The sequence below is a fragment of the Pseudomonas cannabina genome, from assembly GCF_900100365.1.
GTDB classification, from domain to species: Bacteria; Pseudomonadota; Gammaproteobacteria; order Pseudomonadales; family Pseudomonadaceae; genus Aquipseudomonas; species Aquipseudomonas cannabina.
In genome coordinates, this window is sequence record NZ_FNKU01000001.1 from 3354612 (window position 1) to 3367892 (window position 13281).

Annotated in this window: 7 protein-coding genes and 1 tRNA gene; 7 read left to right on the forward strand and 1 reads right to left on the reverse strand. The window is 60.9% G+C overall.

Annotated features, from left to right (window positions below):
* Positions 1 to 58: 58 nt before the first annotated feature.
* From BLT55_RS15810 to BLT55_RS15840, 7 genes are all read left to right on the forward strand, one after another.
* Entirely contained in the window at positions 59 to 4423 is a 4365-nt protein-coding gene (locus tag BLT55_RS15810; RefSeq protein ID WP_074800630.1) for a 5-oxoprolinase/urea amidolyase family protein, read from the forward strand.
* Complete coding sequence (gene atzF / locus BLT55_RS15815; protein ID WP_054998562.1) at positions 4420 to 6234, forward strand: allophanate hydrolase; 1815 nt, start codon at positions 4420 to 4422, stop codon at positions 6232 to 6234. The genes BLT55_RS15810 and atzF overlap by 4 nt, the downstream gene beginning before the upstream one ends.
* A gap of 122 nt (positions 6235 to 6356) precedes the next feature.
* Complete coding sequence (locus tag BLT55_RS15820; RefSeq protein ID WP_054998561.1) at positions 6357 to 9692, forward strand: dermonecrotic toxin domain-containing protein; 3336 nt, start codon at positions 6357 to 6359, stop codon at positions 9690 to 9692.
* A 41-nt stretch (positions 9693 to 9733) separates the two neighbouring features.
* Positions 9734 to 9967, forward strand: coding sequence for a cysteine-rich CWC family protein (locus BLT55_RS15825; protein WP_007248820.1), 234 nt, complete (start codon positions 9734 to 9736; stop codon positions 9965 to 9967).
* 38 nt (positions 9968 to 10005) lie between these two features.
* The gene (locus BLT55_RS15830) at positions 10006 to 10698 is read left to right on the forward strand and encodes a 16S rRNA pseudouridine(516) synthase (protein WP_054998560.1); all 693 of its coding nucleotides are present in this window, start codon (positions 10006 to 10008) and stop codon (positions 10696 to 10698) included.
* Positions 10699 to 10984: 286 nt separating this feature from the next.
* Positions 10985 to 11866, forward strand: coding sequence for an alpha/beta fold hydrolase (locus tag BLT55_RS15835; RefSeq protein ID WP_054998559.1), 882 nt, complete (start codon positions 10985 to 10987; stop codon positions 11864 to 11866).
* Between the two features lie 156 nt (positions 11867 to 12022).
* Positions 12023 to 12096 (forward strand) — tRNA-Gly (locus tag BLT55_RS15840).
* Between the two features lie 210 nt (positions 12097 to 12306).
* Here BLT55_RS15840 and BLT55_RS15845 read toward each other — a convergent pair.
* On the reverse strand, positions 12307 to 13233 hold the full coding sequence (locus BLT55_RS15845; RefSeq protein WP_054998558.1) for a sugar ABC transporter substrate-binding protein: 927 nt from the start codon (positions 13231 to 13233) through the stop codon (positions 12307 to 12309).
* Positions 13234 to 13281 lie beyond the last annotated feature (48 nt).

The following is a 13281-nucleotide window of genomic DNA, read 5'->3' on the forward strand; positions in this document are numbered from 1 at the left end:
CGGGACGGCCCGCTTCCCATCACGAAACCGGGCTCAGCCAGGTTTCCGGGGTTATGCCATGTTCGACAAACTGCTGATTGCCAATCGTGGCGCCATTGCCTGCCGCATCCTGCGGACCCTGCGCACCTTGCAGGTCAAAGGCGTGGCGGTGTATTCCGAAGCCGACGCTGCCAGCCTGCACCTGATGCAGGCCGACGAAGCCCACAGCCTGGGCGAAGGCGGTGCGGCCGGGACGTATCTGGCGGTGGACAAGATCCTCGCCATCGCCAACGCCAGCGGCGCCAAAGCCATTCATCCCGGCTACGGCTTTCTTTCTGAAAACGCCGGCTTTGCCCAAGCCTGTGAGGACGCCGGTATCGCCTTCGTCGGCCCGACGCCCGAGCAGCTACGCGTGTTTGGCCTCAAGCACACCGCCCGCGCGCTGGCCCGACAACATGGCGTGCCACTGTTGGAAGGCACCGAATTGCTCGACAGCCTGGAAGCCGCCATCGCAGCCGCGCGCAGCATTGGCTATCCGGTCATGCTCAAAAGCACTGCAGGCGGTGGCGGCATTGGCATGCGCGTGTGCCGCAGCGCCGAAGAGCTGGCGGATTCGTTCGAAGCGGTAAAACGTCTGGGCCAGAACAACTTCAGCGACGCGGGCGTGTTCATCGAGAAATACATTGAGCGCGCCCGCCATCTGGAAGTGCAGGTGTTCGGTGATGGTCAGGGCGAGGTGCTGGCCCTCGGCGTGCGCGACTGCTCAGTACAGCGCCGCAACCAGAAAGTGCTGGAAGAAACCCCGGCGCCCAACCTGCCGGACGGCATGGCCGATGAGCTTTGCGCGGCGGCCATCAAGCTGGCCAGAGCGGTCAACTATCGCAGCGCCGGGACCGTCGAGTTTGTGTTCGACAGCGAAGATCAGCGCTTTTATTTTCTGGAAGTGAACACGCGCCTGCAGGTCGAGCATGGTGTAACCGAGCAGGTGTGGGGCGTCGATCTGGTCAGCTGGATGGTGCAACTGGCCGCCGGTGATCTGCCGCCGCTCGATCAGTTGCAGGCCGGTTTGAAGCCGGTTGGCCATGCCATTCAGGCGCGGCTGTACGCCGAGGATCCGGGCCGTGACTTCCAGCCCTGCCCCGGCCTGCTGACCGCTGTCAGCTTTCCGCCTGCCGATGGCCTTGGGCTGCGCATTGATACCTGGGTGGAAGCCGGTTGCGAGATCCCGCCGTATTTCGATCCGATGATCGCCAAGCTGATCAGTTGGGCGCCGAACCGCGATCAGGCCAGCGCCGGGCTGGCTGCCGCGCTTCACGAAACGCGCCTGTATGGCGTGGAGACCAACCGCGATTACCTGCGCCAGATCATCGACGATGCACCTTTCGCCAGCGGTCAGCCGTGGACGCGCTGCCTGGAAGGTCTGGTGTATCACGCTGATACATTTGAAGTGCTGAGCGGCGGAACGCACACCAGCGTGCAGGATTATCCCGGTCGACTGGGTTACTGGGCGGTCGGTGTGCCGCCGTCCGGGCCGATGGACAGCCGCGCCTTGCGTCAGGGCAACCGGCTGCTGGGCAATGCCGAAGGCTGCGCCGCGCTGGAAATCACCATGAGCGGGCCGCTGCTGCGCTTCAACACCGATGCGGTGATCGCCGTGACCGGCGCGCAGATCCCGATCACACTGGACGGCGAAGCCTGCGCCATGAACACCGCGTTACTGGTGCGCGCAGGGTCGACCCTGTCGCTGGGCACTATCGCGGGGGCAGGCGTGCGCAGTTACCTGTGCGTGCGCGGCGGGCTGGACGTGCCGGATTACCTGGGCAGCAAAAGCACCTTCACCCTCGGCCAGTTCGGCGGGCATGGCGGCCGGGCGTTACGCGCCGGTGACGTGCTGCATATCGCGCCCTTGGTTGACCGCAATGCGGGCCAGCGGATTGCCGATGAAGAGCTTGATGAGCTGAAAGAGGTTCGCCAGATTCGAGTGATCTATGGCCCGCATGCTGCGCCGGAATACTTCACCGAAGCGTATATCGAGACCTTTTTTGCTACCGACTGGGAGGTGCATTTCAACTCCAGCCGCACCGGCGTACGCCTGATCGGGCCCAAGCCGGAATGGGTTCGTGCGGATGGCGGCGAAGCGGGTCTGCACCCGTCCAACATCCACGACAACCCATATGCGATCGGCGCGGTGGATTTTACGGGCGACATGCCGGTGATCCTTGGCCCGGATGGCCCGAGCCTGGGCGGCTTTGTGTGCCCGGTGACCATCATCGAAGCGGACTTGTGGCAACTGGGGCAGGTGAAGGCTGGAGACCGGGTGCGGTTTTATCCAGTGAGTGTCGAGTCGTGTCACGCGGCGATGAACCCACAAGGCTCCACATACAACTGTGGGAGCGAGCTTGCTCGCGAAGCCGATATTCCAGACACAAAAAATGCATCGGATGTACCGGCCCATTCGCGGACAAGTCCGCTCCCACAAGGCCCCATACACCCCTGTGGGAGCGAGCTTGCTCGCGAAGCCGATATTCCAGACACAAAAAATGCATCGGATGTACCGGCCCATTCGCGGACAAGTCCGCTCCCACAAAGCCCCATACACCCCTGTGGGAGCGAGCTTGCTCGCGAAGCCGATATTCCATACACAAAAAATGCATCGGATGTACCGGCCCATTCGCGGACAAGTCCGCTCCCACAAAGCCCCATACACCCCTGTGGGAGCGAGCTTGCTCGCGAAGCCGATATTCCATACACAAAAAATGCACCGGATGTACCGGCCCATTCGCGGACAAGTCCGCTCCCACAAAGCCCCATACACCCCTGTGGGAGCGAGCTTGCTCGCGAAGCCGATATTCCATACACAAAAAATGCACCGGATGTACCGGCCCATTCGCGGACAAGTCCGCTCCCACAAGGCCCCATACACCCCTGTGGGAGCGAGCTTGCTCGCGAAGCCGATATTCCATACACAAAAAATGCACCGGATGTACCGGCCCATTCGCGGACAAGTCCGCTCCCACAAGGCTCCTTATACAACTGTGGGAGCGAGCTTGCTCGCGAAGGCAATAGTTCAGACACAGAAAACACATCGGATGCATCGGCCTCTTCGCGAGCAAGCTCGCTCCCACAAGGTGTCGGCTCGTTCCTACATAAGTTGCCCAGCCCGATCATTCTCGACATCGGTCAGGACGACAAACGCCTCGTTGCGCGGCTGTCGGGCGACACCCATCTACTGCTGGAAATCGGTGCGCCCGAGCTGGATCTGGTGCTGCGCCTGCGCGGCCATGCCTTGATGCTGGCGCTGGAAGCCAAATCGCTGGCGGGCGTGATCGACCTGACGCCGGGCATTCGCTCGCTGCAAGTTCACTATCGCCCCGAGCAACTGCCGCTTAGGCGACTACTCGACATTATTGCTGGCGAATGGGACGCCGTGTGCGCGGCGAAAGACCTGCACGTCGCCTCACGCATCGTCCACCTGCCCCTTTCCTGGGATGACCCGGCCTGCCAGCTGGCCATCGAGAAATACATGACCACCGTGCGCAAGGACGCGCCGTGGTGCCCGAGCAACCTGGAATTCATCCGCCGCATCAATGACCTGCCCAACCTCGACGAAGTACAACGCACGGTGTTCGACGCCAGCTATCTGGTCATGGGCCTGGGCGACGTCTACCTCGGTGCGCCGGTCGCCACCCCGCTGGACCCGCGCCATCGCTTGGTGACCACCAAGTACAACCCGGCACGCACCTGGACAGCGGAGAACTCGGTCGGCATCGGTGGCGCTTACATGTGCGTGTACGGCATGGAAGGCCCCGGCGGTTATCAATTCGTCGGCCGCACGTTGCAGATGTGGAACCGCTATCGCGAAGTGGCCGCATTCGAAGGCAAACCCTGGCTGCTGCGTTTCTTCGATCAGATTCGCTTCTACCCGGTCAGCGCCGACGAACTGCTGCGCATCCGCCGTGACTTTCCGCTCGGCCGCTTTGCACTGAAAATCGAACACAGCACCCTGAACCTGGCCGATTACCAGGCCTTCCTGACCCGCGAAGCCGACGGCATCGCAGCATTTCGAGCCCAGCAACAATCGGCCTTCAACGCTGAACGCGAACGCTGGATCGCCAACGGCCAGGCAGACTTCCAGAATGACGAAGGCGCTGCGCCAAGCAGCGAAGAGTTGCCCTTACAGCCAGGCCAGCAAGGCATCGACAGCCATATCGCAGGCAACCTCTGGCAAGTGCAGGTGCAACCCGGTGAGCGGGTCGAAGCGGGTGATGTGCTGGTGATTCTGGAGTCGATGAAGATGGAAATCCCGCTCCTCGCACCGGTCGGCGGCGTGGTGCAGGAAGTCAGGGTGCAACCCGGCTCGGCGGTCCGCGCAGGGCAGCGGGTCGTGGTGCTGGCAGCAGACGGAACCGATCAACTTTTCAATGTCGAGGGAATCCTGTCATGAACGACACCGCTCTGCCGAACAACCTGCGCCTGGACACCGTGCGCGCGGCCTACCAGTCTGGCCATCTGTCGCCGCGCCAGTTGATCCTGGCCCTGCGGGAAAAAGCCGCTGCGCTCAATCCCGACTATCACCTGTTCATTCACCTGCTCAGCGCGGTTGAACTGGAACCTTATCTCGTCGCGCTGGAAGGTCGTGAACTCAAGGATCTGCCACTCTACGGCGTGCCTTTCGCGATCAAGGACAACATCGATCTGGCCGCTATTCCAACCACCGCCGCCTGCCCGGACTACGCCTACACACCCGAACGCTCGGCGACGGTTGTCGAGCAGTTGATCGCGCTGGGCGCCGTGCCGATGGGCAAGACCAACCTGGACCAGTTCGCCACTGGCCTGAACGGCAGTCGCTCGCCCTACGGCGCTTGCCCCAACAGCGTTCTGGCTGACTACCCATCGGGCGGTTCAAGCTCCGGCTCGTCCTTGGCCGTCGCGCTTGGGGTCAGCAGTTTCTCGCTGGGCACCGACACCGCAGGCTCGGGGCGAGTACCGGCGGCGCTGAACAATCTGGTCGGCATGAAGGCCAGCAAAGGGCTTATTTCCACAGCGGGCGTCGTACCGGCCTGTCGTACCCAGGACTGCGTGTCGACCTTCACCGCCACGGCGAGAGAAGCCAGCCAGTTACTGGGGCTGATCGCCAGGTTTGACCCGCGCGACGAGTACAGGCGCCGCAACCCACAGTGGAACGACGCCTCGGCATTCGGCGCGCCCCGCCCGTTTCGCTTCGGCGTACCACGTGCCGAGGATCTGGAGTTCTTTGGCTGCGCTCAAGGACCGTCGTTGTTCGGCGATGCCATCAACCGCCTCACTGCATTGGGTGGCGAAGCGGTCAGCGTGGACCTTTCACCCTTTCTGGAAGCGGCGCGGTTGCTGTACGAAGGCCCTTGGGTGGCCGAGCGTTACAGCGTTGCCGGGCAGTTGATGGAAGACAATCCCGAGGCCGTACTGCCGGTGATTCGAGCCGTATTGGGCAAGGCGCCCTCGGTCAGCGGCGTCGACACCTTTCGCGCGCAATACCGCCTGCAAGCGTTGAAAGTGATCTGTGACCGGGCGCTCGAAGGGCTGGATTGCGTGGTGACGCCCAGCATCGGACGCCCGGTGACCTCGGCAGAACTGACCGCCGAGCCGGTGCTGCGCAACTCGGAACTGGGTTACTACACCAACTTCGTCAACCTGCTTGATTACGCTGCCATCGCCGTGCCCGGCGCGTTCATGGACAACGGCCTGCCGTGGGGCGTCACGCTGTTCGGCAGAGCGTTCACGGATCAATACCTGCTCAGTCTGGCAGACGCCTTTCAACGGCAAACCGCCCTGCCGCTGATTGGCGGCGACCGCCCTTCGCTGCCCGCCCCGACCACCGCCGCGCGCAATGACCTGGCGCGGCTGGTGGTGTGCGGCGCGCACCTCGACGGCCTGGCATTGAACGGGCAGCTCAAACAACGTGGCGGCCGACTGCTGGAGGCCACGCAAAGCTCCGCCGATTATCGCCTGTACGCACTGGCCGGTGGCCCGCCGTTCCGGCCCGGCATGGTGCGTGTGGCCAAGGACGGCGTGGCAATTGCCGTAGAAATCTGGGAGCTGCCAAGCGCCGAGCTTGGCTCGTTTCTGGCCGGCATCCCTGCGCCGCTCGGGCTGGGCAAAGTGCAACTGGCCGACGGGCGCTGGGAAACCGGTTTCATCTGCGAAGCCTATGGTCTGGAGGGTGCGCAGGACATCAGTCATCTCGGTGGCTGGCGGGCACACCTGCAACAACAGTAAACAGACAAGGCAGCGTGCTCAGGCGTGCTGCCTTGCGCGATGCAGGGTCGCGATACATAGTTATGGCCTTCAAACGCACGCTCTCCGGCATAGTGGGCCTCTTTTCATTTTGACGGCCCCTCATGAATCCCTTCTGGAGTCCGCTTCGTCAGGACACGCTGTTTGATCCGTCCGCTTACCTGCTGGAACAACCCAGTGTTCTGCGCCCTGAGCACAGCAGCCTCAGGCATGACACACTTAACGCATCAACGCTGGCAGCGCAGTCGACCGCCCTTTTTCCGTCCGCAGAACCCAAACGCCCGACCTCACCCGAAGCGCATGAGCCGCAAGACGTCGCGCAGCCTGTCGAACGCCAACTCAAGACCCTGCGCAACAGCCCTGGCTTCCGGCTGATTGCCGACTCGGCGCTGTTTCTCAAGGCCTGTCAGCTGGACATGGATTTTCCGCCGACCCGCCAGGATTACGTTCGCCATCAACTGATCACACTGCTGCTGCAAAAAAGTGGCAAGGTGCTTGACCCGGACGCCTTGCAGATCACCTTCAGCAGCGAGGATCGACCCGCTGTGGACGATCAGGGCAACGAACGCTACAGCGTCAGCCTGTCGCTGACCGACGTGGCATTGGCCTGCTTCGAACCCGCGTACTTCGTGGCCCTGTGTCGCAGCGCCATTAGCGATACGTCACTGTCCGAAGACGCTCCCTCGCTGACAACAGCGCAGGTCTTCAAGTGGATTGGCGAGATGCCTCTGGAGGGTGATTACAGCGCCGCGCTGGAAGCATTCCAGACCCGGCACAAGGCCACTTGGCGCAGCTTGTCGCGGCTGGCTTTTCTCGACCAACTGGCCGCGCGGCACACCCACCGGCATATCAGCCGGGACGGCTATTGGCTGGCGCTGGACGCCTTGGGGTTGAGCAATTTCCCGGTCGATACAGAGACGCTGGACAAAGGCGGACGCGGTGAACAGTCCGAGGTTCGAGCACTCTCGCTGAACGGCGAACAGGTGCCGGGGATCTTTCAGGTCAGGTCAAAAACCACGTCGCACTGCTTCATTCATCTACTCGGGACAAAGGGCAAGGTCATCGAATACATCAGCGATGATCCGCGCTACATGACCGGTCGTTTATTGGCGGCCATGAATGCGTCAGGGTTCTACGGCCACGCACTGCTCGCGCTTGAGCACCATGCAGGCATTGTTGCCGACGCCCCACTGATCGAAGGCGATGTGTTCGACACACTGACGCAGGCTTCATTCGCCGGTTTTCTGCCTGGCAATAATTCCCGCGACAGCACCGATCTGCTCCGGTCCGTGGCGCGCAGCCTGACGTTGGCGGGCGCGATCGACCTGTGGCAGACACGACCGGCCATTCTGGAGCAGCTACCGGTGGCTTCGACAATGGCTGCGCAGGTCATGGCGAGCTATCTACAGGAACGTCATGGGCTGACACTCAACCCCGAGCATGTCTTCATCGCTTATCAGCCCGGCTATTCGACCAGACCGCTGGGCGATCCTCGCGTGCCGCCTACCTACGTTCACGCCCCCGACGAAAAACCGATCAGCCTGAGCGAAGCGCTGGTCAGCCATTATCGAGTCGATCATCCGGCAGGCTATATCGATCACGGCGGCAGCACGGTGGTCTTCTTCGACCCTACCGGGCTTGGCGACCGTGAGCGGGGCCGGCTGCTGGAGATCAGCCCGCAGGCACTCGAGGACTACATCCACACGTTCGATTTCCTGACCTGGATGACCCGGCGCCTCCATGACTTCTGGGGCCAGCAGAAAACGAGCATCGAACAGGCGTTCAGATCAGCCTTTATCAACCAGGCACTGCTCAGTCTCAAGCGGGGCAGTCTCACGCGCAGAGGCTTCGATCTGGTAGTGGAAAGTATCGCGCCCGCTGCACAGCAGCCATGGCGGGCGCTGGGTTTTTTCGTTCAGGGCTCGATGATCGACGGTATGGAACATCAGTACACCGGCCTGCTGTTGCTCGAACAAACGGGCACACTGAAAGTGCTCTATCAAGCGGGCCACGCCGAGGCGTTCATCGAATGTGCCGATGACAAGGCGCTGGAACAGCACCTGATCCGGAAAACGGCCGATCCGCAGTGGCGTGAAACGGTCATGCGCTACGTACCCAGCCGTCACCACCCGCGGCTCGACTACCTGTTCAAACTGTGGGGCGGCACACAGGCGCCCACTCCACCCGTTTCGATCCTGCGCCCATGGACCGACGCGCTGTACAACCCGGACACACGACAGGCCATGCACCATTCACTGTGTGAAAAACAACTGGAAGACACACCGTTCGCTTTTTTGCAGCAACACCTCAAACAGAACGCGCTGGATGATGCGAAGGATCAGATCGTTACCTCGGCGCAGGTTTCGCTGGCGGACTGGACAGACCGGTTGCAGCACTTGCAGCGTCTGCTGGTGCCCATGTCCCTGCTACTCACACCCGCGTTTGTCGCCGTGCTGGCGACCGAGCTCGGCATCACGGCGCTGACCATTGCCGCAACACAGCTGCCGGGCAGGCGTTACGCGGAGAAAAACCAGGCGCTGCTGACCACGTTATCAGTGGGCTTGTTACAACTGGCTCCGCACACCCCACGGCTGCTGCGCTCACTGCACAGAATCGCCAAACCTGCCGCGCGCAACACCCCGATCACAGCAACCACGACCGGCAGAGCGCCGGGCACCCAGCCGCTGCGCAGGCATTTTGTGCCGCCGCGCCAGACCCGGCTGGAAAAATTCTTTCACACCGACGCGCTGCTCAAGCGCTGGACCATCACCGCTGCCACATCGCCAAACCGGATGCCGGTACATGCCTGGAAACTGGGCCGGAGGTTTTTGTTATGGACGTCTGACAGAGGTCAGGCGCGCACCCTGGTGGTCAGCACTCACGGGTACTACACGCCGTGGACGCGTACCGTAACAATCCCCAACGGCACGGAGATTCGCACTTACGCGCCGCATGGCTATGAACTGATGGACCCCAGGCTGCACCGCGTCGTCAACAAGAACGCCCGGCCTTTCGCACGCTCGAACACAGCGCTCAATAGCGTGATGCAACCCACAACGCTGGACTCGCTGCTCATCACCGACAAACTCATCGCAGGCACTTCGCTGCCCGGCAGATTGAAAAATTACAGCCTGTCCAAGTTTCAGACTGCATCGGACGAAACCTATGACGAAATCGCACGCGTGGTCGGTAACTCCCAGGCGTCATCCTTGCGCGGCTGGTTGCCGCCGACGCCGATGGATGTGCTGACCGTGCGCAATCGCTTCGGCATGCCCCCGCCGTCGCTGGCCGACCTGTTCGACAGCCTGTCCATTCAAGGCATTCATTACGACAGAATCCTGCTGGTGCATTGCCGATGTGCCGCGGTGTCGGCCCTGCTGGGCCGCGCGCCCGTCTATCATGCGCCGACAGCGGGTTCGGTGATTGCTAATATGGCCTGAACCGACCGCACCGATCATCCAGCATGGCGCCCACATCCGACATGACCACCGCCCTTCCCGACACCGCGCTATGCCCCGTGTGCGGCTTCAGCAACCGATGCAGCCTGGCCGATCCACGCACGGCGGATCAGCCTTGCTGGTGCTTTTCCGAGCGCATCGATCCGGCGCTGCTTGCTGCACTGCCTGACGAAATCCGCAACCAGTCCTGCCTCTGCCCGCGTTGCGCCGGGGTCGAGGACGCCGCGCCCGGGCAACCCGTCCGTCAGGGCACGTAGTAAGATGCCCGCCCGCTCTCTCTTGCCTCACTTCAGCCATGCGTCTTGATCGTTTCCTGAGCAACCTGCCGCGCTTCAACCGCAAAAACGTGCGTCTGGCACTGGTCGGCGGACACGTGAAAGTGGACGGGCTGACGACCACCGATCCGCATCACGAAGTGCGGGAATTCAGTTGCGTGGTCTTCGACGAAGAAATCCTTCAGGCGGGCAAGCCCGCGCGCTACTTCATGCTGCACAAGCCGCAAGGCTGCGTCAGCGCGACGGTCGATGCGCAACACCCGACGGTCATCGACCTGCTGGACGAGCCTGACCGGCGCGAGCTGCATATCGCCGGACGGCTGGATTTCAACACCACCGGGCTGATGCTGATCACCAATGACGGCCAATGGTCGCGCCGTCTCACCCAGCCGCAGACCCGGCTGGCAAAAGTGTATTACGTCGAGACCGAGCAGATCATCGACGAGCGCTACGCGGCCAGATTTGCCGAAGGTCTGTATTTTTCTTTCGAGAACATCACCACCCAACCGGCGCAACTGACCTTGCTGGGGCCGCGCTGCGCACGCTTGAGCATCACCGAAGGCCGCTACCATCAGGTGAAGCGCATGTTCGGCCACTTCGACAACAAAGTCGTGACACTGCATCGAGAAAGCGTGGGTGAACTATTGCTCGACCCGACGCTTGAGCCGGGCAATTACCGCGCGCTGCATGCACCGGAAATCAGCCTGTTCTGAAGGTAATGACCGTCTGGCGGATAGGCTGGCAGTCACTTGCGAGATGGCTGATCGCCTGCTTGACTCGACATGTCAGTGCACACGCGGCTGACACGACACATCCCTATTCCAAGAAATCTTTTGTCATGCGCGCTACCTGGCCCACGACAAACTGCCCGCCAATAACAAGACCTGTCGACCCGCTCGTCAGGATCAACCTGGGCCTTTAATAGGCTATCGCTTGCCTGTCACGAAACTCGTGCAACGTCGTTGCAACGCACACCTGTTTACCCCAGGAGTTATACCTATGTCGCCAGAAAAAGCAGTGCTGGACATACAAGGACAGTTTCGGGTTTACACCGAGTTCTATCGCACCGACGCCGCCGCGAAGACCATCATTCTGGTCAACGGCTCACTGGCCACCACCGCATCATTTGCCCAGACCGTGCGCAGCCTGCATCCGGCTTTCAATGTGGTGCTTTACGACCAACCCTATTCGGGCAAGTCCAAGCCGCACAACCTGCATGGCACGCCACTGACGCGGGAACAGGAAGGCCAGCTGCTGCTGGAACTGATCGATCACTTCAACGCCGAGCACGTGCTGTCTTTCTCATGGGGCGGCGCAGCCACGCTGGTGGCACTCGCGCACCGACCAAAGCGCATCGAAAGCGCGGTCATCAGTTCGTTTTCCCCGGTCATCAACGAGAAGATGCATGACTACTTGCGTCAGGGGATCACGCACCTGGGCGCGCATAACCGCTACGACATGGGCCACTTGATCAACAGCACCGTGGGCAAGCATCTGCCGGAATTATTCAAGCGCTTCAATTTCCGGCATATCAGCAATCTGGAGACTCACGAGTACGACCAGATGCATTACCACTTCAGTCAGGCACTGGAACTCGATCCGGACAATTACCTGACCGCCGGCAAAAACATCAACACTCCGGTGCTGTTCATCAATGGCGCCCTGGACGAATACACCTCCGCAAACGACGCGACCAACTTCTCCAGGTACTTGCGCGATTGCAGCTTCAGCACCATCGACGCCACCGGGCACTTTCTGGACATGGAACACAAAGCCGCCAGCCGCGACTCGAAACAGGTGCTCATGACATTCCTGCAACCGGAACACGTGTCGCGCAACGGCTATCACCAGACCCAGAGCCACCCGACCCTGACCTTTTGAAACCGCGCAGGGAGCCACCGCCATCTGCGGAATGTCTTCAGCGGGCGGTTGGTTTCAGGGCGAAAATCAACAGAAAAACCGCTACGCAGCGAAATTAGCGCTTCAAATCAGGGCAGGGTTCTGGTACAAAGTCAGCCGCTCAACGCGCGTCTCAGAGCGGGTATAGTTTAGTGGTAAAACGAAAGCTTCCCAAGCTTTAGTTGAGGGTTCGATTCCCTCTACCCGCTCCATATCACCTCAGTGTTAGCCCCTTATTTCCAAGCCTTCTGGCATCAGCGATGACCCAACCTTGTCCTGCCCAAGGAAGCTGCGGCCTGCTCCCTTCTACTTACTTAGAGGTAGCGTGCAGTGTTGCTCACCAGGAACAGTCGAAGCTGTATCAGGGTTTGCGGATCACCGCTGATCCCTTCCGGGACCGCGGCGAAGTGTTGACCTTGCCACTACTTGTAATATTGTTCAAACACCGTCAACTGCTCGGGCCTGATCAACTGAAACGGCACCCATACGTCCGTCTCTACAGGCTCTCCCTTGATCATCTTGAGCGCTGATTGCACCGCGCTGGTCGCTTGGGCTCTGGGATCCTGGAATACCGAAGCGACCAGCATTCCGCGCTTGATTGCCGCCAGACCGTCAGGCAAACCGTCGATTCCGATAATCGCAATCTCGCCTTTGGCTTTACCGGCCTGTTGCAACGCCATAGCTGCACCGATAGCCATCTCGTCGTTGTTGGCAACGATGGCATCGAAACGACTACCAGCCAGCAACCAGTTACTGGTCAGGTCCATTCCTTTGTGGCGTTGCCACTCGGCACTTTGCTGCTCGACAATCTTGATCCCGGGATAATCCTTGAGTACCTGTTTGACGCCTTCGGTGCGGTCGCGGGTGGCGTTTTGCGCCAGGTCACCCATGATGATCGCGAGGTTGCCTTTGCCTCGAAGCTTTTCAGCCAGGTAGCGCATTTGTAACTGCCCGGCCTCAATGTCATTGGAGGCCACTGTAACGACGCCTTTGGGCAGGTTGCGTTCGTCCGGGTGACGATTGACGTAAACCAGCGGTGTCTTCGCCTCGACCGAGGCGCGCGTGATGTTCGCCGTAGCGGAGGTGTCCACCGGCAGGACAATAATCGCGTCGACTTTCTGGTTGAGAAAGCCTTGGACATGGTTAAGTTGGCGCACTACATCGCCTTGGGCGTCTTCAAACTGAATCTGCACGTTTTCCTTTTTAGCGGCGTCAGCCAGCCCGTTACGCACGTAGGTCATGAAGTTGTCGTCGACTCTGGCGATGCTTACGCCGATGCGATAGTCGGCGACGGCCCATTGACTTAAAAACACTAGCAGGGTGGCGAAAAGCAGTGTGCAACGACGCATGATGGTTTTCCTTTTGTTGTTATAGGTTGAAACGTCATCAAGAGATAA